Annotated in this window: 26 protein-coding genes and 1 riboswitch; of the genes, 22 read left to right on the plus strand and 4 right to left on the minus strand. The window is 62.2% G+C overall.

Annotation, left to right across the window (positions count from 1 at the left end; all coding sequences use genetic code 11):
* Positions 1-2: 2 nt before the first annotated feature.
* The 8 genes from lfhA (at position 3) to lfiJ (ending at position 9,442) form a co-directional block, all read left to right on the plus strand.
* Positions 3-2,078, plus strand: coding sequence for a lateral flagellar biosynthesis protein LfhA (gene lfhA / locus ACFWHB_RS02155; RefSeq protein WP_139745537.1), 2,076 nt, complete (start codon positions 3-5; stop codon positions 2,076-2,078).
* 195 nt (positions 2,079-2,273) lie between these two features.
* Positions 2,274-2,361, plus strand: a riboswitch (cyclic di-GMP riboswitch).
* Positions 2,362-2,613: 252 nt separating this feature from the next.
* Entirely contained in the window at positions 2,614-3,876 is a 1,263-nt protein-coding gene (lafK, locus tag ACFWHB_RS02160; protein ID WP_394293784.1) for a lateral flagellar response regulator transcription factor LafK, read from the plus strand.
* A gap of 11 nt (positions 3,877-3,887) precedes the next feature.
* On the plus strand, positions 3,888-4,214 hold the full coding sequence (gene lfiE, locus ACFWHB_RS02165) for a lateral flagellar hook-basal body complex protein LfiE (protein WP_139745535.1): 327 nt from the start codon (positions 3,888-3,890) through the stop codon (positions 4,212-4,214).
* Between the two features lie 18 nt (positions 4,215-4,232).
* On the plus strand, positions 4,233-5,972 hold the full coding sequence (gene fliFL, locus ACFWHB_RS02170; protein ID WP_395950164.1) for a lateral flagellar M-ring protein FliFL: 1,740 nt from the start codon (positions 4,233-4,235) through the stop codon (positions 5,970-5,972).
* Positions 5,959-6,987, plus strand: a complete 1,029-nt coding sequence (gene fliGL, locus ACFWHB_RS02175) for a lateral flagellar motor switch protein FliGL (protein WP_025328497.1) — start codon at positions 5,959-5,961, stop codon at positions 6,985-6,987. Before fliFL ends, fliGL begins: the two co-directional genes overlap by 14 nt.
* Positions 6,988-6,999: 12 nt before the next feature.
* Complete coding sequence (lfiH, locus tag ACFWHB_RS02180; RefSeq protein WP_234566775.1) at positions 7,000-7,692, plus strand: lateral flagellar assembly protein FliH; 693 nt, start codon at positions 7,000-7,002, stop codon at positions 7,690-7,692.
* Entirely contained in the window at positions 7,685-9,016 is a 1,332-nt protein-coding gene (gene lfiI / locus ACFWHB_RS02185) for a lateral flagellar FliI-like assembly ATPase LfiI (RefSeq protein WP_289980693.1), read from the plus strand. Before lfiH ends, lfiI begins: the two co-directional genes overlap by 8 nt.
* A 9-nt stretch (positions 9,017-9,025) precedes the next feature.
* A complete protein-coding gene (gene lfiJ / locus ACFWHB_RS02190; RefSeq protein ID WP_163155598.1) occupies positions 9,026-9,442 on the plus strand; it encodes a lateral flagellar protein LfiJ in 417 nt (138 codons plus the stop codon).
* 4 nt (positions 9,443-9,446) lie between these two features.
* Here lfiJ and lfgN read toward each other — a convergent pair whose 3' ends face one another.
* The 3 genes from lfgN to lfgA all read right to left on the minus strand — a co-directional run bounded on the left by lfgN (position 9,447) and on the right by lfgA (position 10,960).
* Positions 9,447-9,890, minus strand: a complete 444-nt coding sequence (gene lfgN, locus ACFWHB_RS02195; RefSeq protein WP_290029263.1) for a lateral flagellar protein LfgN — start codon at positions 9,888-9,890, stop codon at positions 9,447-9,449.
* Positions 9,887-10,159 (minus strand): flagellar biosynthesis anti-sigma factor FlgM, encoded by a 273-nt coding sequence (gene flgM, locus ACFWHB_RS02200; RefSeq protein ID WP_139745578.1) that lies wholly within the window; start codon positions 10,157-10,159, stop codon positions 9,887-9,889. Before flgM ends, lfgN begins: the two co-directional genes overlap by 4 nt.
* Positions 10,160-10,237: 78 nt before the next feature.
* A complete protein-coding gene (gene lfgA, locus ACFWHB_RS02205) occupies positions 10,238-10,960 on the minus strand; it encodes a lateral flagellar basal body P-ring formation protein LfgA (protein WP_395949369.1) in 723 nt (240 codons plus the stop codon).
* Positions 10,961-11,090: 130 nt separating this feature from the next.
* Between lfgA and lfgB the strand changes: the two genes are divergently transcribed.
* The 12 genes from lfgB to ACFWHB_RS02265 all read left to right on the plus strand — a co-directional run bounded on the left by lfgB (position 11,091) and on the right by ACFWHB_RS02265 (position 20,928).
* Positions 11,091-11,474, plus strand: coding sequence for a lateral flagellar basal body rod protein LfgB (lfgB, locus tag ACFWHB_RS02210; RefSeq protein WP_025328490.1), 384 nt, complete (start codon positions 11,091-11,093; stop codon positions 11,472-11,474).
* 2 nt (positions 11,475-11,476) lie between these two features.
* Positions 11,477-11,902, plus strand: a complete 426-nt coding sequence (flgCL, locus tag ACFWHB_RS02215) for a lateral flagellar basal body rod protein FlgCL (RefSeq protein ID WP_025328489.1) — start codon at positions 11,477-11,479, stop codon at positions 11,900-11,902.
* Positions 11,903-12,586 (plus strand): flagellar hook assembly protein FlgD, encoded by a 684-nt coding sequence (locus tag ACFWHB_RS02220; protein ID WP_139745580.1) that lies wholly within the window; start codon positions 11,903-11,905, stop codon positions 12,584-12,586. It begins immediately after the preceding gene.
* Between the two features lie 18 nt (positions 12,587-12,604).
* Positions 12,605-13,798 carry a lateral flagellar hook protein FlgEL gene (gene flgEL / locus ACFWHB_RS02225; protein ID WP_139745581.1) on the plus strand — a complete coding sequence of 398 codons (1,194 nt, stop codon included), beginning with the start codon at positions 12,605-12,607 and terminating at the stop codon, positions 13,796-13,798.
* 10 nt (positions 13,799-13,808) lie between these two features.
* On the plus strand, positions 13,809-14,543 hold the full coding sequence (gene lfgF / locus ACFWHB_RS02230) for a lateral flagellar basal-body rod protein LfgF (RefSeq protein ID WP_394293779.1): 735 nt from the start codon (positions 13,809-13,811) through the stop codon (positions 14,541-14,543).
* 89 nt (positions 14,544-14,632) lie between these two features.
* A complete protein-coding gene (gene lfgG / locus ACFWHB_RS02235) occupies positions 14,633-15,418 on the plus strand; it encodes a lateral flagellar basal-body rod protein LfgG (RefSeq protein WP_139745583.1) in 786 nt (261 codons plus the stop codon).
* Entirely contained in the window at positions 15,418-16,089 is a 672-nt protein-coding gene (gene flgH, locus ACFWHB_RS02240) for a flagellar basal body L-ring protein FlgH (protein WP_395949370.1), read from the plus strand. The genes lfgG and flgH overlap by 1 nt, the downstream gene beginning before the upstream one ends.
* Before the next feature lie 8 nt (positions 16,090-16,097).
* Positions 16,098-17,204, plus strand: coding sequence for a lateral flagellar basal body P-ring FlgIL (gene fgIL, locus ACFWHB_RS02245; RefSeq protein WP_395949371.1), 1,107 nt, complete (start codon positions 16,098-16,100; stop codon positions 17,202-17,204).
* Between the two features lie 8 nt (positions 17,205-17,212).
* Positions 17,213-17,611: a rod-binding protein gene (locus tag ACFWHB_RS02250; RefSeq protein WP_025328482.1), complete on the plus strand. Its 399-nt coding sequence runs from the start codon at positions 17,213-17,215 to the stop codon at positions 17,609-17,611.
* Complete coding sequence (gene lfgK, locus ACFWHB_RS02255; protein ID WP_290029255.1) at positions 17,611-18,930, plus strand: lateral flagellar hook-associated protein LfgK; 1,320 nt, start codon at positions 17,611-17,613, stop codon at positions 18,928-18,930. The genes ACFWHB_RS02250 and lfgK overlap by 1 nt, the downstream gene beginning before the upstream one ends.
* Before the next feature lie 77 nt (positions 18,931-19,007).
* Complete coding sequence (gene lfgL, locus ACFWHB_RS02260; RefSeq protein ID WP_234566792.1) at positions 19,008-19,907, plus strand: lateral flagellar hook-associated protein LfgL; 900 nt, start codon at positions 19,008-19,010, stop codon at positions 19,905-19,907.
* 19 nt (positions 19,908-19,926) lie between these two features.
* Positions 19,927-20,928, plus strand: a complete 1,002-nt coding sequence (locus ACFWHB_RS02265) for a hypothetical protein (protein WP_139745588.1) — start codon at positions 19,927-19,929, stop codon at positions 20,926-20,928.
* A gap of 61 nt (positions 20,929-20,989) precedes the next feature.
* On the opposite strand, the gene fliB is transcribed toward ACFWHB_RS02265, so the two are convergent.
* The gene (gene fliB / locus ACFWHB_RS02270; protein ID WP_395949372.1) at positions 20,990-22,153 is read right to left on the minus strand and encodes a flagellin lysine-N-methylase; all 1,164 of its coding nucleotides are present in this window, start codon (positions 22,151-22,153) and stop codon (positions 20,990-20,992) included.
* Positions 22,154-22,340: 187 nt separating this feature from the next.
* Here fliB and lafA (ACFWHB_RS02275) point away from each other — a divergent pair, with 187 nt between their 5' ends.
* Together lafA (ACFWHB_RS02275) and lafA (ACFWHB_RS02280) are read left to right on the plus strand one after the other, a co-directional pair.
* The gene (gene lafA, locus ACFWHB_RS02275) at positions 22,341-23,177 is read left to right on the plus strand and encodes a lateral flagellin LafA (protein ID WP_265435645.1); all 837 of its coding nucleotides are present in this window, start codon (positions 22,341-22,343) and stop codon (positions 23,175-23,177) included.
* A 164-nt stretch (positions 23,178-23,341) separates the two neighbouring features.
* Complete coding sequence (gene lafA / locus ACFWHB_RS02280; RefSeq protein ID WP_395949373.1) at positions 23,342-24,178, plus strand: lateral flagellin LafA; 837 nt, start codon at positions 23,342-23,344, stop codon at positions 24,176-24,178.
* Positions 24,179-24,225: the final 47 nt, after the last annotated feature.

Below are 24,225 nucleotides of genomic sequence, written 5' to 3' on the forward strand. Positions count from 1 at the left end.
TTGTGAACTGGCGTGTATTGACCCAATCCTATACAGCTATCCCCATGATGCTGCTGGCCATCCTGGCGATGATGATACTGCCTCTGCCCGGTTGGCTGCTGGACGCCCTGTTCACCTTCAACATAGTGCTGGCGGTGCTGGTGCTGCTGGTCTCTGTCTCCGCTCGCCGCCCCCTCGATTTCTCCGTATTCCCGACCGTGCTGCTGGTGGCCACCCTGATGAGGCTGTCGCTCAACGTCGCCTCCACCCGGGTGGTGCTGCTCCATGGTCATGAGGGCAACGATGCCGCCGGCAAGGTCATCCAGGCCTTCGGGGAAGTGGTGATAGGCGGCAACTACGTGGTGGGTATGGTGGTGTTCGTGATCCTGATGATCATCAACTTCGTGGTGATCACCAAGGGGGGGGAGCGGATCTCCGAAGTCTCCGCCCGCTTCACCCTGGATGCCATGCCGGGCAAGCAGATGGCCATAGATGCCGATCTCAACGCCGGCACCCTGGATCAGCACCAGGCCCGCGCCAGGCGGGAAGAGATCGCCAGAGAAGCCGACTTCTACGGCGCCATGGACGGGGCCTCCAAGTTTGTCCGTGGCGATGCCATCGCCGGCTTGCTGGTGCTCATCATCAACCTGGTGGGTGGTCTCGCCATCGGTATCTTCCAGCACTCGCTGCCGGTTTCCGATGCCTTCCGCATCTATGCCCTGCTCACCATAGGTGATGGTCTGGTCGCCCAGATCCCCTCCCTGCTGATGTCCACCGCGGCAGCCATCATAGTCACTCGGGTGAGCGACGAGGGAGAGATGTCGGATCAGGTCGGCCAGCAGATCCTAGCCTCTCCCCGGGTCATCTATACGGCGGCGGCCATCATGCTGATCCTGGGCCTGGTGCCCGGCATGCCCATGCTGGCCTTCCTCAGCTTTGCCGCCGTGCTGGCCTGGACCGGCTGGAGCGTCAGTCAGCGCCGGGCAAAGGATCCGGCTCTGGATGCGGCAGAGGAGCTGACGAGGCAGATGGTGCAGCCGGAGCCGCAAGGGCTGGACTGGCAGGATCTGCCGCCGGTGGATGCGGTCGCCATCGAACTGGGTTATCGGCTGGTGCCGCTGGCCGAGGCGAACAAGGGGGCCGAGCTGCTCGCCCGGGTGCGCGGCATTCGCAAGACACTCTCGGAGCAGTATGGTTTCCTGCTGCCCGAGATCCGGGTGCGTGACAACCTGCAACTGCAACCGGAGCAGTATCGCATCAAGCTGTCTGGCATCGCTCTGGCCACGGGCAATGTGGATTGCCAGCGGCTGATGGCCATCAGCAGCGGCGAGACTTATGGCGCCCTGGACGGCGAGCTGACCCAGGATCCGGCCTATGGCATGAACGCGGTCTGGATCTCGCCGGACAACAAGGCCAAGGCGCTCAACCTGGGTTACTCCGTGGTCGACTCCGCCACCGTTATCGCCACCCATGCCAGCAAGCTGCTCAGGGAGCAGCTCGACGGGCTCTTCGGCCATGACGAGGTGGGCAAGCTGGGGCAGTATCTGGCCACCCAGTCCCCCCGCCTGGCGGAAGAGCTCAATCTGGCCCTGACCCAGATGCAGCAACTGCGGGTCTTCCGTCAATTGCTCAAGGAGCAGATCAGCCTCACCGACATCCGCACCATAGCCACCACCTTGCTGGATGCGAGCGAGCTGACCAAGGATCCTGTGCTGCTGGCCTCGGACGTGCGCTGCGCCCTCAAGCGCCAGATCGTCAGGCAGGCGATCGGATCCCGCGACATACTGGCGGCCTTCACCCTGGACGACCGGCTGGAGCAGACCCTGCTGACGGCCATGAACCAGTCCCAGCAGCAGGGAAAAATCCAGCTGGACAGCTTCCCGGTCGACCCGCAATTGCTGGCGCAGTTGCAGCAGAACATGCCGCTGGTGAAGGAGCAGTTGCAGCAGCAGGGGTATGCGCCCGTGCTGGTGGTCATGCCCCAGCTCAGGCCCCTGATCGCCCGCTATGCCCGATCCTTCTCGAAAGGTCTCAAAGTGCTCTCTTATAACGAGATCCCGGAAGATTTGCGGGTCGAAGTAATTGGCACCCTGGGCTGAAGTGGAATTGCCACGCCCATATGCCGGCAGGAAGAGACTATTCCGCACATCTGCTTGAATTGTCATATAAAGCCGTTATGATGTGACGGCTTTTGACGCGACATAGACTGACAGTGAAAAAATAAAATAGAAACAGTCAGATGTGTCACATGGCTTGAAGGACAACCAAGCCATGCCATCCTAATACGGGTCGTCGCATGATAAAGGCAAACTGAACTGAAAAGTCAGGACGCAAAGCCTCCGGTCTAACGGCATTGATGCTAATGATAGCGGGGTTACCAAGGTCATGATTCCAGCCTTGTTTTCATACCGATATAGGGTAAGTGCTCAATAAGAGGTGCTACCCCGTCCTGGTGCGTTTTTATTTTTTGAGCGTCAGTTCTGTTGATTGATTCATGTGCAATCACAGGTTCGGGTTAATATGTTTTCTGATTTATCTATCAAGGAAAATTCAATACCCGTCGGTATTGAATCTCATGCACATTTATTATTAGTTTCCTCTTCGTTATCAAATGGAGACGATATTGAGGGAATATTGTTGAATGCAGGCTATCGCGTTTCTTGCCTGAATTCTGTCCCGCTGGCCAAGCAATTTCTCTCTAATCATTCCGCTGATCTCGTGCTGCTCGACATGGCGGTCATGACAGAGGCCGGACCCTCAATGGTGCAGGAGCTGGCGGGTACCGACTGCGTCATCCTGGTCAATGAGCACCAGGCCTATCTGGCGGCGGAGGCCATGCGGGCCGGCGCCATCGATTACATCATCAAGCCTTTCAGTCAGCGCCAGATCCTCGATGTGGTGAGGGGAGCCCTGCGCCTGCGTCAGGCCATTCCCAACCTGATCGCGACCTCGCCCCTGAGCCTGCAGGTATTGCAGCTCGCCAGGCGGGCAGCCAAAACCTCGGCCACCATCCTCATCGGCGGCGAGTCGGGGACGGGCAAGGAGCGGCTGGCCCGCTATATCCACGAGATGTCCAGCCGGGCGAACAAGCCCTTCGTAGCCATCAACTGCGCAGCCATCCCCGAGTCCATGCTCGAATCCATCCTGTTCGGACACAGCAAGGGAGCCTTTACCGGCGCGACCGCCAGCCAGCAGGGCAAGTTCGAGCTGGCCCAGGGGGGCACCCTGCTGCTCGACGAGATCTCCGAACTGCCGTTGGCATTGCAGGCCAAGTTGCTGCGGGTACTGCAGGAGAAAGAGGTCGAGCGGCTGGGCAGCCATCAGGTGATTGCGCTGGATGTGCGGATCATCGCCGCCAGCAACAGAGACCTGAGGGAGCTGGTGCTGCAGGGGGAGTTTCGCGAGGACCTTTTCTATCGGCTCGATGTACTGCCCATGAGCTGGCCCGCCCTGCGGGAGCGGCCGGACGACATACTGCCGCTGGCGGAGTATTTCATCGAGCGCTACGCCGCCCAGCAGGGATACCGCCTCAGCGAGAGCGCCTGCAAGCAGCTGCTCTCCTATGACTGGCCGGGCAATGTGCGCGAACTGGACAACGTGATCCAGCGGGCGCTAATTATGGCTCGCGGATTGCATATTCAGGCGGTCGATTTGATGCTGCCCCATTATGCCGTCGAAGCCGACAACCTGTTACCGCATACGCTTGCGGCCCCGGAGGGGCTCAGCGAGACCAAACGGCATGCCGAATTTCAATTCGTCCTGGAGACGTTGCGCCGTTTTCGTGGTCACCGGACTCGTACGGCCGAAGCCCTTGGGATGACGACCCGGGCACTTAGATACAAGCTGGCTGCCATGCGCGAGCAGGGCATCGATGTCGAGCAGCAGATTCAAAACTAAGGGATAACCGAGTGAAGATTGAGATCATGTCATCACAGGTGACGCTACTGCAGCAGATGCAGGAAATGCAGCGCGTCGCCAGTCACACCCCTTCCATCGAGCCTAACGACGCCTCGGCTGTCTCGTTCAGCGACGCCATGCGTGACGTCGTCGGCCGGGTCAACGAACAGCAGAATGTCGCGTCCAGCTTGATGACCGCCGTCGACGCGGGTCAGAGCGACGATCTGGTGGGGGCCATGGTGGCCAGCCAGAAGGCAGGTCTCAGTTTTTCCGCCCTGATGCAGGTGCGCAACAAACTGATGACAGGCTTCGATGACATCATGCGCATGCCGCTCTGAGGGTAGGTCATGACTGAATTGGTATCATCCTCGCCGGGGGCGTCGGGCTCCCTGATCGCCCGGGTACAGGAAGGGATGCGCAACTGGCGCACCCTGTCCCGGGACAACAAATCCATCCTGACCATAGCGCTGCTTGCCGCCATAGTGGCGGGCACCATAGTGGTGATTCTCTGGACCTCCAGCAAGAACTATGTGCCGCTCTACGGCAAGCAGGAGCTCTACGACACCGCCAACATCATGGAGATGCTGGAGAAGGAGCAGGTGCCCTTCCGGCTGGAGAAAAGCTCGGGCCAGATCCTGGTGCCGGAGAGCCAGCTCGCCCACGTGCGCATGGCACTGGCGGCGCGCGGGGTCAGGGCGGCCATGCCGGCCGGCCTCGAGGGGCTGGACACAGTGACAGGTCTTGGCACCAGCGAGTTCATGGAAGGGGCGCGTTATCGCCATGCCCTGGAAGGGGAGCTGGCCAGAACCATCATCTCGCTGGATGCGGTGCGCAGTGCCCGGGTGCATCTGGCCATCCCCAAGCGAACCCTGTTTGTCGGCCGTGACGAAGAGAAACCCAGCGCCTCCGTGATGCTGGATCTACAACCCGGCCAGTCCATGGAGCCGGGTCAGGTCGAGGCCATCGCCAACCTGGTGGCGGGCAGCATCTCGGGCATGAAGCCCGGTGCCGTGACCATAGTGGATCAGGCGGGCCAATTGCTGAGTGCCGAACTTGGCGACAAGGCGGGATTCGGCAAGCAGAGCGTCCAGCAGATGGAGTACGTGCGCAAGCTGGAGCAGTACATCCGCCAGCGTGCCAGCGACATGCTCTACCCCATGCTGGGCACCGGCAACTTCCGGGTCCAGATCGCCGCTGACGTCAACTTCAACGCGGTGGAAGAGACCCAGCAGCAGCTGGATCCCAACGGTGTGGTGACCAAGGAATCCAACAAGTCCGACAAGACCATAGATGCCCTGGCGCTCGGCATTCCGGGGGCCCTGTCCAACCGTCCTCCCGAGACGGCGCCCCAGACCGAACCGGCTGCCGAGGGGAATGCGGCGGCGCCGGAGCCTGCCAAGAATGACACCCGCACCGAACGGCAGGAGGTCAGCAAGCAGTACGAGAACAGCCGCACCATAGTGCATACCCGCTATCAGCAGGGACGACTGGAGCGGATGAACGTCTCCATACTGCTCAATCAGCAGAGCGGCCCCAAGGGGGGCTGGAGTGCGGAGCAGCTGGAGCAGATCCGCCAGATGGTGGAACGCTCCGTCGGCTTTGACGGCGTGCGTGGCGATCAGATCAGCCTGCAGGTGTTCGACTTCACCGGCGCCGTGCCTGTGACGCCACCTGAGTCGAGCTGGCTGGAGACCCCTTACTGGCAAGACTCCCTGCGCTACCTGGTGGGTGGCCTGCTGGGACTGACCCTGGTGTTCTTCGGCATTCGCCCCCTGGTGAAGCACCTGGTGCGTACCCAACAATATCCTGATGCCGAGTCGGAAAAGGAGCAGGATGAAGAGCAGGAACCGACCATAGGCCTCTCCATGCGCCGTGAAGGGGATGACGAGGCTGACGGTACCGCGATTGGCAAGAGCCTGCAGCAGGCGGAATACAAGCTGGAACCCCAGTTCTCCTCACTGGATCTGGAGGCGCTGCCGGAGCCTGGCTCCGAGCTCGAGGTGCAGCTCAAGCACCTGCAACTGCTGGTGGATAAAGACACTGCCCGGGTGGCGGAAGTGGTCAGACAATGGGTGAGTGGCAATGAACAACGGTAATCTGAACCAGAGCGCGGTCGACATCGACATCGACAACCTCGAGAAGGCCGCCATCCTGCTGCTGAGCATGGGCACAGAGGCGGCCGCCAAGGTGATGCAGAAGCTGTCGCGGGACGAGGTGCAACGGCTCATCTCCAAGATGGCGGGCCTCTCCGGCGTCAGTTCGATAGAGGCAAAGTGGACCCTGCAGCAGTTCTTCAACCAGTATCGCGAGCAGAGCGGCATCGGCAGCGCGTCTCGGGAGTACCTGGAGCAGACCCTGGATCTGGCGCTGGGTCAGCGCCTCTCCCGCAGCCTGCTCGACAGCCTCTATGGCGATGCGATGAGCCAGGACATCCAGCGCCTGCAATGGGTGCCCGCGGATGTCCTGGCCCGCTTCTTTCGCAACGAACACCCCCAGATGCAGGCGGTGCTGCTCGCCTTCCTGCCGCCCCAGACCGCCTCGGCCGTGCTCGATGCCCTGCCGGGGTCGCTCCACGACGATCTGCTGGTCCGGGTCGCCAGCCTCAGCTCGGTCAGCGAGCATGTGCTGGCGGAGCTGAGGCTGACCCTGGATCGCTGCCTCGCCTACGTGGCTGACCAGTCCGGGGCCAAGGTGAACGGGGTGCGCCAGGTGGCCGACATCCTCAACCGCTATCAGGGTGACAAGGAGCAGATGCTCTCCCTGCTGCGGGAACACGACGGCGACATGGCCCTCGAGATCGAGAAGAACATGTTCGACTTCATGGCCCTGCGTCGCCAGAGCGACGACACCCTGCAGCGTCTGGTGCAGGAGCTGCCGGCGGATCTGCTGGCGCTGGCGCTGAAGAATACCGACGCCGGTTTTCGCAAGGTGGTGCTGGGTGCCATGCCCAAGCGGATGGCGCAGGCACTGGAAGCCCAGATCCAGGATCAGGGCAGCGTCTCCCTGCGCAAGGTGGAGCAGGCCAGGGAAGAGGTGATGCAACTGGTGCGGGAACTGGTGGAGCAGGGCGAGATCGAGTTCCAGCTGTTCGAAGAAGCCACCGTCAGCTAACAGGAGACAGGCATGAGTCAGCATGTTCGCAAACTGGCGGCCGGTGCCACCCGTCTCTACCGTTTCCCGGCACTGGGACAGAGCGGGGAAGAGGCCAGAAGCCAGCAGGAAGAGTTCGAATACGGCTATCAGCAAGGGCTGGAGCAGGGACAGACAGAGGGGTATCAGGCCGGCTACCAGCAGGGGCTGACCAGCGGCCTGATTGAAGGGGAGGCCAAGGGTCTGCAACAGGGACAGGTGCGTGGCCTGGCCCAGGGGCTGGCCGAGGGCAGGGCCTCGTTCGATCAGGCCATGGTCCCCTTTGCCAAGCTGCAGTTGCAGTGGGAGTCTCTGACCCGGGCCCGGATGCTGGAGCAGAAGGCGTTGATCGCCCAGCTGGTCGCCCAGGTGGCCAAGCGGGTGATCCAGGCCGAATTTACCCTCAACCCGCAGCAGGTGCTCCAGCAGGTCGAACAGGCCATGGCGACCCTGCCGAGCGAGTCGGAAGATCTGGTGATCTACCTCAATGAGGGGGACAGGCAGCGGCTGGCCGAGCAGGGGGTGACCCGCTGCGAGAAGTGGCCGCTGCAGGTGGATGGGGCCCTGGGGGTCGGTGACGCCCGGATCGAGACCCGGGCCGCGGTGATCGAGATCAACACGGGGGAGCGCCTCGGTCGTTGCATCGAGCAGCTCAACCAGACCCTGGAACTGCCTCGGGATGCATGAGGCGTTGCAGCAGGCGCTGACCTCGGCGCTGGACAGCCTGGACGAGATCCCGGGCTTTCGTCGTTATGGCCGCCTGGTGCGCGTCACCGGGCTGACCCTGGAAGTGGTGGGCTGCCAGCTGGTGATGGGGCAGCGCTGCCGGGTGGAAACGGCAACGGGTGACTCCCTGCTGGCCGAGGTGGTCGGCTTCAACCGGGATATTTCCTATCTGATGCCCCTGCAGCCCATGAGCGGCCTCTATGCCGGTGCCCGGGTGCTGCCCATCGACGGGGAGGAGACCATAGTGGTCGGCGAGCACCTGCTCGGCCGGGTGCTCGACGGCCTGCTGCACCCCCTGGACGGGCGTCCGCTGTCAGAGGAAGGGGAGCGGGTTCCCCTGTTCTCTTCCCCCCCCAACCCCCTGCTGCGCACCCCGGTGCGCGAGCCTCTGGATGTGGGCATTCGCGCCATCAACGGCCTGCTGACGGTCGGCAAGGGCCAGCGACTGGGGCTGTTTGCCGGCTCGGGGGTGGGCAAGAGCATGCTGCTCGGCATGATGACGCGCAATACCAGCGCCCAGATAGTGGTGGTGGGGCTCATCGGCGAGCGAGGACGGGAGGTGCGGGAGTTCATCGAGCACAGCCTGGGAACAGAGGGGCTGGCCCGCGCCGTGGTGATCGCGGCCCCCGCAGACCAATCCCCCCTGATGCGCCTGCGGGCCGCCCAGCTGTGCCACCGCATCGCCGAGTATTTCCGTGAGCAGGGTCAGGACGTGCTGCTGCTGATGGACTCCCTGACCCGCTATGCCCAGGCCCAGCGGGAAATCGCCCTGGCGATCGGAGAGCCGCCCGCCACCCGTGGCTATCCGCCCTCGGTGTTCAGCATGCTGACCCAGCTGGTGGAGCGGGCGGGCAACGGCATCCGCACCGACGGCAGCCTGAGCGCCTTCTATACGGTGCTGGCGGAGGGGGATGATCAGCAGGATCCCGTGGTGGATGCCGCCAGGGCCATTCTCGATGGACACATAGTGCTGACGCGGCGGCTGGCGGAGGAGGGGCACTACCCCGCCATCGACATCGGCGCCTCGGTGAGCCGGGTGATGCCGCAGGTGGTGCCTCCAGAATGGCAGGGACTGGCGGTGAACCTGCGCCAGCTGTGGGGTCGCTACCAGCAGGTGCGCGAACTGCTGCCCCTCGGCGGCTATCAGCCCGGCGCCGATCCCCAGATGGACGAAGCCGTGCAGCGCTATCCCGCCATCGCCAGCTTCCTGCAGCAGGGCATCCATGAAGAGACCCCCATCACCCAGGTGGTGAGCGGCCTCAAGCAAGTGCTTGGCAGAGCCTAAGGACGCCCCATGCTGAAATCCTACCTCGGGCTGCAACAGGATGCCCTGGATACCATGGGCAAGGAGCGGCAGCGGCTGCGGGAGGTGGCGCTGCGTGAGGAGCGGCGGGCCCTCAAATTGCAGGAGGTGATAGCGACGCTGCAACCGGGCTCGGCCAGCTTCCATCCCCTGCTGTGGCAGAACAAGCAGCAGATGCAGGGGCAACTGCGCCACCTGCTGGATCACCAGGTGCAGCAGTCAGCGCTGGCCAGCCTGGATCTGGCGCGCCACGAGGGACAACTGCTCAAGCAGTTTGGCCGGGTCAAGGGGCTGGAGCTGTTGCTGGACAAGCGGGCTCTGGCGGCGCGCCAGCGGCAGGAGTCAGGGGAGCAGCGGCAACTGGATGAGCTCGCCAGCCTGCGTCATCGCACCCTGCAGGGGCGCTAAAGATTCAATCGGGGAAGTGTTCCTGCCTGCCATAGGATGACTCCTGGCCCAGCAGGGTGTTGATCGTTTCGATCTGGCCGGCCAGCAGGCGTCCGTTGAGTTCGTTCTGGCGCCGGCACTGCCGCAACAGCCACTCGAGGCGTTGCCATTGCTCGCCGACGCGCTGTTGCAGCGGGTCGGGCAGTCTGGTGATGAGCGTCGCCATGCCCTGCTCGTCGGGCTTGAGCCCGAGCGCCAGCAGGTGCTGACAGCGTTGCTGGGCCTGTTGCTGGATGTCGGCCATCAGCCGGGTCTGCTGCCGGTTGTGCCCGGTCAGCCCGTCGACATCGTGGCTGGCCAGCAGAGAGTGCTGGTTGAGCAGCAACTGCTGCAGGTCGGCGTAGCGGCCGCAGTCCTGCTGGATGCCGATGATCAGCTCCTTGACCCTCAGCTTGGGGGCCATGCTCATCGGCGGTGCATGTCCAGGATGGCCTGGCTCAGGGCATCCATGTCGAGCTCGAGCCGGCCTTCGCTGATGGCCTGGCGGATCTGGTTCACCTTCTCCATGTCCACGTCGGAAGTGGATGCCAGCTGGGACCTTGCCTGATTGATGCTCTGGGCCGTGCTGCTGATCAGGGCATCCCCCTGGCCGGCCCGTGGCTGGGCTGCGGGCGCGGCATCGGCCTTGCGCTGCTGCTGGGGTTGAACATAGATAGGGTCGGTGCGTGTGATTTTCATAACGTCAATTCCTGATGGTCTATCTCTGACAGGCGACCCGAAGGCGGCCGAACTTGAATCAAACTCGCCTTTTGTGGGCTAAAAACGGGTTTCGACCTCCCCCTTGTCGATCACCCAGGCCTGGATCTCCTTGCCCGAACTGAGGTTTCTGACCCTGACCCCCTCGCCAATGGCGGCATTGGTCAGCGCAGTGCCACGGGTGGTAGCGGAAAAGCCCTGCTGGCCCGCCCTGATCAATACCCCTTCCCCCGCCCGGACGGCCCAGGCCAGTTGCAAGTCAAGTTCCCCTACCAGCTGGCCCATCCTGAGATGGCGGGTGCTCTTGCTGCCCACCAGAGACTCATTGCTTGGGACGAAACCCCGCTGCAACCGGCTGACGTCGAGGGACTTCTCGAGCAGATCCCCCGGCCCTATGGTCTGCCCTTTCTGGATCTCCTGCGCCGTCACCCAGACCGGCAGCATCAGGGTGACCTCCACCCGCGCCCTGAGCTGCCAGGCCGGCTCGGTACACTCCACCAGATAGGGTCGCCGCCCCCAGGGCTGGCGATACTGCCCGCCCGCCTGGTAGCGCACCGCCTGCTGGCAGGGGGGAAGATGGACCACTGCGGGGGAGAGCCAGACCTGGTAGTCGGCCTGGGTATCCGGCCAGCCCTGTTGCTGCAGATAGTCGCGCAGGGCCAGCGTCGCATCTTCCTTGAGTCCGTCGCTCAGCCGTTGCGCCAGCGGTTCGGGTTCGGCCCGCAGGGGCAGCGCCAGGATCAGCAGGGCGAGCAGGCCACCCCGCTTCCATGTGGGAAACAACGCTTCCCCTTTTGCCTGCAGTCTCGGCCGCTGTCTATGCCCCGACCAGCGGAAATAACGGGTTTTCACGATTGGCATGAGTCTTGATAAAGGATGCACTGGTCTGACTGGTTCACAAGAAGGATGAAGCATGAGTATCTCATTTGACAGCGCGCTTGGCGTGCACCCCTATGCCCTCGATGTGCGGGCGGACAGAGCCCGTATTCTGGCAGGGAACTTGGCCAATGTGGATACCCCTGGCTATCTGGCGCGAGATGTCGACTACAAGTCGATCCTCGGGCGCGTCGCCCGGCAGGTCGCGGCGGGCGAGCAGGGCAGCGCCATCAGCCAGGGCGAGACCGACATGCAGCATCCCCTCTATCGCATTCCCTACCAGGTCTCCATGGACGGCAACACAGCCGAGCTCAGCGTGGAGCAGAGCAAGTTTGCCAGCAATGCCACCGACTTTCAGACCAGCCTCACCTTCTTGAATATGAAAATCACCGGGATCGCCAAGGCGATCGAGGGCCGTTAATCATGTCGTTCAATCGCATCTATGACATCGCCGGCAGTGCAATGCGGGCGCAAACCGTCCGCCTCGACACCGTCGCCTCCAACCTCGCCAACGTCGACAGCGCCGCCGGCAGCGAAGATGCCGCGTTCCGGGCCATCAAGCCGGTCTTCTCCACCCTCTACCAACGGGTCCAGGATGCCGAGGGGCTCGGCGCCGCCCAGGTGCAGATCGCCGGCATAGTGCAGTCGGACCGCCAGGTGGAGAAGCGCCTCGAGCCGACCAACCCCCTGGCCGATGGCGACGGCTTCGTTTACTACTCCAACGTCAATGCAGTGGAGGAGATGGCGGACATGATGAGCGCCTCCCGGGGATTCGAGACCTCGGTCGAGGTGATCAACCGCATCAACAGCATGCAGCAAGGGCTGCTGCGTCTCGGCCAGGGGGCATAAATGAGCCTGCCACAGGTCAGCGGTCTGGATACCGCCCGCAGTGCCAGCCAGTACTCGGCGACGCCCGATATCGCCAGCAACAACACGACTGCCGGTCAGGGCGTGCAGCTGCGCAACGAATTCCTGCAGATGATGGTGGCCCAGATCCAGAACCAGGATCCGACCAACCCGCTGGACGGGGCCCAGTACGTCACCCAGCTGGCGCAGTTCAGCATGGTGGAGGGGGTGGAAGGGCTCAAGGTGCTGCAACAGAAGTCCATCAACATGATGGATACCCAGCAGGTGCTGCAGAGCACTAACTTGATCGGCCAGGAAGTGATGGTGCCGAGCCAGACCCTGAACCAGCAGAAAGAGGGGGCCATCCGCGGTCAGGTGGAGCTGGCCGGTGCGGCAGATACGGTCGAGCTGAAGGTGTATGACAAACACGGCACCCTGGTCGCGACCAAGGGCTGGGGCGAGAGCAAGGCGGGGGCGCTGGATTATGCGCTGCCGACCCTGCCCGCCGGTGAATACAGCTTCGAGGTGAAGGCCTCCCTCGCCGGGGTTGCCACCACCACCAAGAATTATGTGGCCAGCGAGGTTGAACGGGTCAACCTGCCGGGCACGGGCGAGATCATGTTGCAAGTGGCAGGCGTGGGGGATGTTCCCCTGTTCAGTGCCGTCCAGTTCGGCAAGTCGGCGTAATCAGATAGGAGCGAAACTGTGTCTTTTAGTATCGGACTGAGCGGCCTGCGCGCCGTCAACCAGGAATTGAGTGTCATCAGCAACAACGTGGCCAACGCCAGCACCGCGGGCTTCAAGTCCAGCCGTGCCGAGTTTGCCGCCATCTACGGCGGCGGCCAGGCCGGTGGCGTGGAGATGAACAACGTCTCCCAGAACTTCGATCGCAACGGCGACGTGACCCGGACCGGGCGCGGGCTGGACTTGGCGATCTCCGGCAACGGCTTCTTCGTGCTCAAGGATGGCAACGGCCAGACCTCCTACACCCGGGCTGGCATGTTCCAGCGGGATGCCAGCAATTATCTGACCACCGCCAGCGGCACCCGTCTGCAGGGCTACACCACCAACGAGGCCGGTGAGTTGCAATCTGGCGTGGTAGGGGACATCCAGGTCAAGACCGGCAGCCTGCCCGCCAAACCGTCCGACAGCCTTGAGTTCGTGGCCAACCTCAAGGCGGACGCCAGCGTCATCGATCAGGCCGTGCATCCCTTCGATCCCGCCAAGTCCGACAGCTTCAGCTACTCCCAGTCCAGCAAGGTCTATGACTCCCTCGGGGTCGAGCACACTGTCACCCAGTACTTCGTGAAGACGGGTGACAACAGCTGGCAGGTCAATTACGCCTTCAACGGCACCCAGACCGGCACCCCGGTGGCCATGGAGTTCAATACCAACGGCACCCTGAAGACGCCGACCACGGCCCCGGTGCTGAACCTGGCCCCCGCCGGCGCCGAGCCGATCAGCCTCACGGCGGATCTGGCCAAGGTCAGCCAGTATGCCTCCGACTTCAACGCCACCCGCAACCAGTCCAACGGCTATACCTCCGGGGATCTGACCGGGGTACGGGTGGATGCGGATGGCGGTGTCTACGCTACCTTCACCAACGGCCAGAGCCTGCTCCAGGGCCAGGTGGTGATGGCGAACTTCACCAACCCCAACGGCCTGCTGCAGACCAACAACACCACCTGGCAGCAGTCGTTCAGCTCGGGCCAGCCGGTGCTGGGCGCGCCGGGCACCGGGACTCTGGGCGGTCTGACGGCAGGGGCCTATGAGGCATCTAACGTCGATCTGACGGGTGAACTGGTGAGCCTGATGACCTCCCAGCGCAACTATCAGGCCAACGCCAAGACCATCAGCTCGGCTGACAAGATGACTCAGGTACTCTTCAACTCCTTCTAAGGCGTGATGCGTGGAAAAGCTTATCTATACCGCCATGTCGGGGGCGCAACACACCCTGATGGCCCAGCAAATCCGGGCCAACAACCTGGCCAACGTCAATACCGCCGGTTTTCGGGCCGACTTCGAGCGGGCCTCCGCCTATGCCCTGGCCGGCGACGGCTATCAGAGCCGGGTCATGGCCCGGGAAGAGCAGGCGGGGACCGACTTTCGGGCGGGCGCCCTGATGCAGACCGGCCGCAAGCTGGATGTGGCGGTACGAGGTGAAGGCTTCATCACTGTGCAGACGGCTGATGGCAAGGAGGCCTACACCCGTGCCGGCAATCTGGAGGTGGACGGGGAGGGGCTCTTGACCCTCAATGGTCGCCCCGTGCTCGGGGACGGCGGCGAGATGGTGCTGCCGGCTTACCGTGACCTGAGCTTTGGCAAGGATGGCTCCCTCAGCATCACCCCGCCCGGCGGTGGCGCCCGGCTGGATGTGGGTCGCCTTAAGCTGGTCAATCCGGACCCGGCCGATCTGGTCAAGGGCGCGGATGGCCTGTTCCGTCAGCGTCAGGGCGGGGATGCGGAGATCAGCGAACAGGTGGTGCTGGCCTCGGGCTTCCTCGAGGGAGCGAACGTGAACGCGGTGGATGAGCTTATCAGCAGCATGTCCCTGACCCGCAACTTCGAGTTGCAGGTCAAGCTGATGAAGACGGCGGACGATCAGGCCAGGCAGGGCGCCCGGTTGATCTCGGGCCAGGGCTGACGGCATTGAAGGCGGTGGCCCCGGCCGACCGTGAACAAGAGTTGATGGGGCGCGTGAGCGCTCCCGAATGAATCGGTGGAGAGACGAAAATGCATGCAGCGCTTTGGGTGAGTAAAACGGGTCTGTCGGCACAAGATGCCAAGATGGCCAGCATTTCCAACAACCTGGCCAACGTCAACACGGTCGGTTTCAAGCGCGATCGGGTGGCGTTCGAAGATCTGTTCTATCAGGTGCAGCGTCAGCCCGGGGCCCAGCAGGATCAGCAGAACCTGTCCCCCATCGGCATCCAGATGGGTAACGGTGTGCGGGTGGTCGGTACCCAGAAGGTGTTCACCCCGGGCCAGTTCCAGAACACCAATCAGGAGCTGGACATGGCGGTGGTCGGTGCCGGCTTCTTCGGGGTCGAGCGCCCGGATGGCGAGACGGCCTACACCCGCAATGGTCAGTGGCACCGCAACGCGGAAGGCTTGCTGGTCAACGCCGATGGCCTGCCCATGCTGCCGCAGATCCAGATCCCGGACAACGCCACCAAGATCGCCATCGGCACCGACGGCACAGTGAGCGCCACCCTGCCGGGCCAGCAGGAGAACGTCGAGCTGGGGCGCATCACCCTGACCAACTTCTCCAACCCGGCCGGTCTGGAAGCCCTGGGGGGCAACCTCTATCGGGCGACCGGCGCCTCCGGTGAGGCCATCGAAGGGGTGCCGGGGGAAGAGGCCATGGGGGCCATCAAGCAGTTCACCCTGGAGAGCTCCAACGTCAACGTGGTGGAGGAGATGGTGGACATGATCACCACCCAGCGCGCCTACGAGATGAATGCCAAGGTGGTCTCTTCCGCGGATCAGATGCTCAAGTTCGTGACCCAGGCGCTGTGATGATGAAGCAGGTGTGGTATTGCATCGTGCTCGCCCTGCTGCTGGGGGGCTGCTCCACCTATGAACTGCAGGCTCCCGAGCCCGGTGACGAGAAGTGGGCACCTTCCCGCTCCCAGATGACGAAGTCAGGGGTGGGGGAGGATGGCAGCCTCTACCGTGGTGACTACATGATGACCCTGTTTCAGGATCGTCGCGCCTATCGCATCGGCGACATCCTGACCGTGATGCTGGAAGAGCGGACCCAGTCCAGCAAGAAAGCCAACACCAGCATGAACAAGAACAGCAGCCTCAATGTGCCAGCTCCCTCCATCGGCGGCGTGTCGCGGCCCGACTGGGGCGCCTCTGTCTCGGCGGATCGGGACTTCGATGGCGGTGCCACCTCCAGCCAGCAGAACACACTGGCGGGGGCCATCACTGTCACCGTGGCCGAGGTGATGCCCAACGGCGTGCTGGGGATCCGGGGGGAGAAGTGGATCCGCCTCAATCAGGGGGATGAGTACATACGTCTGGGGGGCATGGTGCGGGTCGAGGACATCGATCAGAGCAACCGCATCTCTTCCCAGCGCATCGCCGATGCCCGCATCACCTATGCGGGACGCGGTGCCCTCGCCGACAGCAACCAGATGGGCTGGCTGTCGCGCTTCTTCAGCTCCGCCTTCGCCCCCTTGTGAGGATTTCGATGAACAGATGGTATATCGCCTTGCTCTACCTCTCCCTGTCTGGGGTGGCCGGGGCGGCCGCGCCCGCCAAGCGGGCGCTGCTGGACATAGCCGACGTGCAGGGGATGAGAACCAACCAGCTGGTGGGCTATGGCCTGGTGGTCGGCCTCTCCGGCACCGGGGATCGCAGCCAGGTCAAGTTCACCGGTCAGTCCATGGCCAACATGCTCAAGCAGTTTGGCGTGCAACTGCCCGATGACATAGATCCCAAGCTCAAGAACGTGGCCGCGGTCTCGGTGCAGGCGACCCTGCCTGCCCTGGCGGGCAAGGGGCAGCTGGTGGACGTGACTGTGACCTCCATCGGCGATGCCAAGAGTCTGCGGGGCGGCTCCTTGCTGCTGACCCCCATGCGCGGCATCGACGGCGAGGTCTATGCGGTTGCCCAGGGCAACCTGGTGGTGGCCGGGGTCAAGGCGGAGGGCCAGTCCGGCTCCTCCGTCACCATCAATGTGCCGACGGCGGGCATCATCCCCAACGGGGCCATCATAGAGCGGGAGGCGGTCAGCAACTTCTCGGACAAGCCCGAGGTCACCCTCAACCTGCATCAGCCGAATTTCAAGACGGCCCGCAACGTAGAGCGGGAGATCAACCGTCAGCTCGGCCCCGTGGCCAAGGCGGTCAGCGCCGGGCGCATCCAGATTGCGGCGCCCCGCGACGAGAGCCAGCGCATCTCCTTCATGGCCCTGCTGCAGGACATCCAGGTGGACATGGGCAAGGAGCGACCCAGGGTGGTCTTCAACAGCCGCACCGGCACTGTGGTGATGGGGCAGGGCGTCAAGGTGCGCAAGGCTGCGGTCAGCCACGGCAGCCTGACGGTGACCATAGGCGAGAGCCAGACGGTCAGTCAGCCCAATGCCTTCTCCAACGGCCGGACCACCACCACGCCCAACTCTCAGGTTCAGGTTGACCGGGAGCGCAACAACATGTTTGTCTGGCCGGATGGCACCTCCCTGGAGGTGATCGTCAAGGCAGTGAATTCCCTGGGGGCGACCCCGGACGATGTCATGGCCATTCTGCAAGCCCTCGACGAGGCGGGAGCCCTCGAAGGCGAGCTGGTGGTCATCTAAGGATCTCTATGACCAGAATTACCTCTGAGCCTGGTTTCTATCAGGATCTCAATGAACTGCAGCAGATAAAGAGCAACCCGGATCAGCGCGCGGCCCTGGAGGCGGCGGCCGGCCAGTTCGAGGTGAGCTTCCTGCAGACGGTGCTCAAGCACATGCGATCGGCCTCCGACGCCATGCAGGATGACGATGACAAGCTCATCAAGGGAGAGGCGCTCTACCGCGACATGTATGACAGCCAGTTGGCGATGAGCATGGTCAAGCGTGGCGGCATGGGGCTCAAGGAGCAGATGGTCAATCAACTGGCCCCCACATTAAAGAATGCCGAGCCAGTGGTCGCTTCAGAACCCCAGACCCTGGCTGCCTTCAGTCAGCCTCTGAATTCGGCAAAAATGAGGAAAGTTGACTGATGTCGCTGCTCAATATCGGTTTTAGCGGACTCAACGCGGCGCAGATCGCGTTAAACGTCACCGCCCAGAATATCGCCAACGTCAACACCGTCGGTTACAGCCGCCAGGAAGCCATGATGGGCAGCCTGTCCGGCTTTGGCCGACTGGATAACGGCATGGGGGTCGAGGTGACCGGGGTCCGCAGGATCACCGATGACTATCTGGTGTCCCAGCACTGGCGCAGCCGCTCCTCTACCGGCTCCTCCTATGCGTTTCATCAGTACATCAACACCACAGAGCAGTTGCTTGGCAGCGAATCGATGAACATCACCAAGGGGCTGGACAGCTTCTTCGCCTCCCTCAGCGCCGCCCTCGACAGCCCGGAGACGCCGGCGCAGCGCAGCCAGATCGTCAGCTCTGCCGGGGCGCTGGCCAACCGCTTCGGCCAGTTGAACGAGAGCCTGCTGACCCAGGAGAAGCAGATCGACGATCAGCTCGGCAGCACCATCACCCAGGTCAACAGCTATCTGAAACAGGTGGCCGAGCTCAACACCCAGATCGGCGAGCAGGCCTCCAAGGGGGTCAACACCTCGGCCCTGGAAGACAGCCGCGAGCAGATAGTGCGTGAGCTGTCGACCTTCATGGAGGTGCGGGTCAACCGCCAGAGCGACGGCTCCTTCTCACTGAGCCTGCCCCAGGGCCAGCCCCTGGTGCTGGCGGGCAGCAGCAGTACCCTCTCCCTCACCGGCGATACCCTGAGTCTGAGCTTCGGGCCGCAATCCTTCGAGGTGCCCAAGCTGCAGGGAGGCACCCTGGCCGGGGTGCTGGAGTATCGCACCACGGTGCTGCGCCCCCTGCGCGACGAACTGAACCAGATAGCGAAGAAGCTGGCTGACGACTTCAACGCCAAGCAGGCGGGGGGCATCGACCTGAACGGTGACCCGGGCAAACCCCTGTTCAGCTACGACCCCCTCAACCCTTCCGGCACCCTCAAGGTGGCCGACGGTTTTACCGGTGACCACCTGGCCTTCGCCAAGGCGGGCGGCGGCACGGGTGACAACCGCAACTTGCAGGAGCTGCTGACCATCAAGGACAGCCAGTATGAGGCCTACAGCGCCCTGCTCGGCAAGATGGCGGTGCAGAGCGGCCAGGCCAAGGCGACCATGGAGGCCGATGCCAACATGGAGAAGCAGCTGGCGACCAAGCTCAGCAGCGTCAGCGGGGTCAACACCGACGAGGAGGGGGTCAAGATCATGGCCTATACCAAGGCCTATCAGGCCAATGCCAAGGTGATCAGCACCTCGGATCAACTCTTCAACTCCATCCTGAACATGTTCTGATGAGGCCGGCATGAGTATCAGCACCAATCAAAACCAGCTCTTCAATTCCATCCTCAACAAGTTCTGACGGAGTCCGCATGCGCATCAGCACCAACCAGATCCAGCTCAGCATGCTCGACAACCTGCAGCAGGGTTTCGGCGAATATGCCCGCCTCGATCGCCAGATCTCCTCCAACAAGCGGATCCTGCAGCCCTCGGACGATCCCGTGGGCAGCGTGCAACTGCTCGGGCTGAAGAAGGAGCAGGCGGCGATGGCGCAGTACCAGAAGAACATCGCCAACGCCAAGAGCCAGCTCTCCCAGGGGGAGATCCAGCTCGAGACCATGACCAACATGCTGAGCCGTCTGCGGGATCTGACCCAGACTGCCGCCACCGGTTCCCTCTCCGAGGACGATCGCCGGGCCGTCTCCAGCGAGCTGGCGATCATCAAGGACGGCTTGCTGGATCTGGCCAATGCCCGCAACGAGAGTGGATCCAGCCTGTTCAGCGGCAGCCAGGTGGACAAGGCTCCCATCGTCAAGGGAGCGGGCGGCGACTATCTCTATCAGGGGGATGCCCTGGTGCGCGAGGTCGGCATCGCCAGAGGGGTCACGGTGGAACTCAATCACACCGCGGACAAGTTGTTCATCCAGAACGGGGACTTCTTCAAGCAGCTCGACGACATGGTGGCAGCCTTCGACAGCGGTGCTGCGGATGCGACCGATCAGGCCAGAGCCATGCTGGATCGCAGTCTGATCCTGCAAGATGACATCAGCCAGATGGTCAGCACCATAGGGGCACGCATCAATCTGCTGGATCAGGTGGACGAGGGGCACGCCGAGAAGAGCACCTATAGCAAGGAAGTGAGCAATCAGATAGAGTCCCTCGATTACGCAGGGGCCGTGACCCAGCAGGCTCATGTGCTGATGGCGCTGCAGGTGCAGCAGCAGGCCTTCGCCAAGGTGAACGGGCTGAGCCTGTTCAACTACATGCCCTAAGTCTGTCTAAGGAGCCAGGATGCAGATTCAACAAACCCGTCCGGGCGGTGTGGCCGAGACGCCGGCCCAGCCCAGACTGCATGGACGTTCGACTGCCCAGGCCACTTCCCAGCAGACTCCCCGCAACGAGCGCCAGCCCAATGTCATCCGGCTGGATCGCTGGGCCCTGATCGGTACGGCGCAGCAGCGCATCGCCCATGCCCAGGGGGGCGAGCAGGCCCTGAGCCAGGTATGGGGCGAGCTGAAGCGCCTCGAACAACAGCTGGGCCAGCATAAGGCGGCGAGCGGGGATCTGGTTTCCCGACTCAAGCTGCTGGAAGAGAAGCTCACCCAGCCGAAGGCCCCCCTGACCTCGGAGCTCAAGCCCCGCCTGCTGGCGTCGGCGACGGATAGCCGGGTGCACTACGGTGCCGAGCGGCTCGATCTGCTGAGCCCCAGGGCGAGCGCCGAGCGGCTGGTCTTCTCCTTCCCGCAGACCAGCAGCGCCGTCGAGGTGCTGCTGCCCGCCGATGCCAGCGAGTCGGAGGCAGCCTCCCGTCTGGACAGGGCGCTGCGCAAGGAGCACATCCAGGCTCGCTTGAACGAGCTGGGCAAGCTGGAGCTGAGCGTGCCGGATCAGCACAGGCGCAAGCTGGATGAACCCGTGCTGCTGAGCGGGGAAGGCATCCGCATTCCTGCAGGCAACCCGGTTCCGGTGCAGTTCAAGCAAAGGGCCGGGCAGCTGACCCAGCTCGGCGAGGGGCTCGACAAGGGGGAGCTCAAGCAGGAGCAGCAGCGCCTGAAGCGGCTGCTCGGCGAGATAGAGCAGTCGGTGCGCGAGTTGAAGCAGTTCCGCCAGAAGATGGTCAAGCAGCTCGATCGGGTGAAGTCACGCAGCCAGAGCATGCCGCAGGAGGAGCTGGCGCAGTTGCAAGGCAAGCTCAGCCTGCAACTCAAGGAGGGGGGCTTCATGGGGACCATGTCCGGCCTCTTGGCCCAGGCCAATGTGTCGCGCCAGAACGTGGTGGCACTGTTGACCTAGGGTCGGCACGCCCGGCCCGAAAAAGAAACCGCCAGGGGATTCCCCTGGCGGTTTCTTGTTTTCAGGGTTTCAGCAGGGCGTAGAGGCTGAGATCCGAGGCAAAGCCTGACTCACTCAGTCCCTGTTCTATGGTCTTGAGAAAACTCGCGTTGTGCTGACGTATGGTGTGATAGCTGTAGAAGAGGTTGATCACGTCCTGCTCTTCCAGCTCCTTGTCCATGGCCAGCAGACACAGATAGTTGCGCAGCAGGAAATAATCTATCACCAGCAACTGATAGGCCTGGAAGCGGCCGCTCTGCAGCAGCGGGAAGTTGTGGTGATAGACGTAGTAGAGCAGGTAGTTGTCCATGATATGGGGGCGCTCGGCCAGGAAGGGGGCGACCCTGTCATGCCAGATCTGCTGCAGCCGCGCCAGCTTGCCCTCATCATATACCCCCTCCAGCACCAGATTGATCTTGTCGAGGCAGTGCTGCATCGTCTGCCGTCCCCGGCGCCCTTGTGAATACGCCAGCAACTGGTGGGTGATGGTCCTCAGTCCCCACCACTGCAACTGCGGCAGGGTGGGTAACTGCTCGAACATGGTATTGAGCTCCCCCCGCTCTGCCAGCGCCGCCACCTGATCGAGGAAGGCCTCGTGGGACAGGGCCAAGGGATCCCGGTGGATCAGCATGCCGATCAGCCACAGCCGTATCTCGACGGGGACATCGGTGGCTGCCAGCACATGGATGCTCAGGCTGTGCAGGGTCGCCATGGCGGTGGAGGGGGGCGTGGCGAAGGGCAGGAGCTGGGCGAGTTCGCTCACCTCTGTCTGCATCGCCAGGGGATCCAGCAGCAACTGACGGCACGCCTCGGGGCAGGAGAGCATCAGGGATTTCTTGAGCTGGTTGCCGATGCGGGTCTGGGTCCTGGGGTAGGTCTTGCAGGTGTGGCTCAGCGCCTCCGGCCCCACCTTGCTGTGGATCTGGCACAGGCGATTCTCATCGAGGAAGGGGCAGGCGCCCTGCTCATCGAGCTTGATCTCCCCCCAGCGTGCATTACTCTCCTTCACCTTGCGAATGTGCAGCTTGCTCAGGGACTTGACCGCGGGATCCGGGTGCCGCTCGTAGTTGCGGAAGGTCTGCTTGTCGATGGAGATGGTCCAGCTATGACAGCAGTTGTCTTCACAGCGATCGCCGATGCATTGGAAATGTTGAACGAAATGAGGAGTGTAGAGCGAGGTTGCCATGTCGCGGTCCGGTAATGAGAGAGGACATTTTAAAAGCAATAAGCATGCCGGATGGGTCAGTGTCAGGACTGTGGTGCCTGACAAAAAATATGCGGGGGCAGGACTACATTTTCCCGGGAAAGGGGTCGCCTATCTCTGATGTCAACCTAACAGGCTGCAACGCAGCGCTTAACTCGAGGAATACATCATGGGCTTGTCCATTCATACCAACTTCGCCTCCCTGACCACCCAGAACCAGCTGAACTCCACCAACAAGATGCTGGGCACCGCCATGCAGCGTCTGGGCACTGGCCTTCGCATCAACTCCGCCGCCGATGACGCCGCCGGTCTGCAGATGGCCACCCGCCTGCAGTCCCAGTCAAGCGGTCAGAAGGTTGGCATGCGCAACGCCCAGGATGCCGTCTCCATGATGCAAACCGCCGAAGGGGCCATGGACGAGATGACCAATATCGTTCAGCGCATGAAGGATCTGGCTACTCAGGGCGCCAACGGCACCAACAATGCTGACGATCTCAGTGCCATGAATAAAGAGTTTGGTGAACTGCAAAAAGAACTGAAGAACATCACTGACAACACCACATTTGGTGGCACTAACCTGCTCAAGACCAAGTTTGCTGCGGCAGTGGACTTCCAGGTTGGTGGTAAGTCAGCAGAGAAAGTGAGTGTAGATGTTAAAGATGACCTGAAAGCTGTGACTGACGTAACGGTGCTGGCTGCACCGGCAACGGCTTTGGATACCCAAGCCAATGCGGTTACTGCAATGGGTAACATGGATACCCTGTTGGATAACATTGGCAAAGTGCGTTCTGCCTTCGGTGCCAACATCAACCGTCTGGAGCATACCGTCAACAACCTCTCCAACATGAAAGAGAACACCGACATGGCGAACGGCCGCATCATGGATGCCGACTTCGCCCAGGAGAGCACCAACATGACCAAGAACCAGATGCTGATGCAGGCTGGCATGTCCGTGCTGTCCAACTCCAACCAGATGACCGGCATGGTGACTTCCCTGCTGCGTTGATATCTGTGGCACCCATCCTCCCGGTGGGTGCCTTTTTCCTATTTCCCCTCTTTGCTCCTCTTGTCATTTTTTTCACCCGTAGCTCAAGTCTTCCATCGCTCCTGTCGCTTCTCTTCTTCGTACGGTTATCCGCTGCGGTAGCAGCCTTCTTCGAGGAATAGATCATGGGTTTGTCCATTCACACCAACTTCGCCTCTCTGACCACTCAGAGCCAGCTCAACAACACCAACAAGATGCTGGGCACCGCCATGCAGCGCCTGGGCACCGGTCTGCGTATCAACTCCGCCGCCGATGACGCCGCCGGTCTGCAGATGGCTACTCGCCTGCAGTCCCAGTCCAGCGGTCAGAAGGTCGGCATGCGCAACGCCCAGGATGCCGTCTCCATGATGCAGACCGCCGAAGGGGCCATGGACGAGATGACCAATATCGTTCAGCGCATGAAAGATCTGGCCACCCAGGGCGCCAACGGCACCAACAATGCTGACGATCTCAGTGCCATGAATAAAGAGTTTGGTGAACTGCAAAAAGAACTGAAGAACATCACTGACAATACCACTTTTGGTGGCACTAACCTGCTCACGACCAAGTTTGCTGCAGCAGTGGACTTCCAGGTCGGTGGTAAGTCGGCAGAAAAGGTGAGTGTAGATGTTAAAGATGACCTGAAACTTGTGACCGACGTAACGAAGGTGGCTACACCTGCAACGGCTTTGGCTGACCAAGCTGATGCGGTTACTGCCATGGGGGAAATGGATACTCTGCTGGATAATATTGGCAAAGTGCGTTCTGCCTTCGGTGCCAACATCAACCGTCTTGAGCACACCGTTAACAACCTCTCCAACATGAAAGAGAACACCGACATGGCGAACGGCCGCATCATGGATGCCGACTTTGCCCAGGAGAGCACCAACATGACCAAGAACCAGATGCTGATGCAGGCTGGCATGTCGGTGCTGTCCAACTCCAACCAGATGACCGGCATGGTAACTTCCCTGCTGCGTTGATGGGTTGCATGGCCGCTCCGAAAGGGGCGGCCCTTGTCTGACAATCG

The sequence above is a fragment of the Aeromonas mytilicola subsp. aquatica genome (assembly GCF_044336385.1).
Taxonomy (GTDB): domain Bacteria; phylum Pseudomonadota; class Gammaproteobacteria; order Enterobacterales; family Aeromonadaceae; genus Aeromonas; species Aeromonas rivipollensis.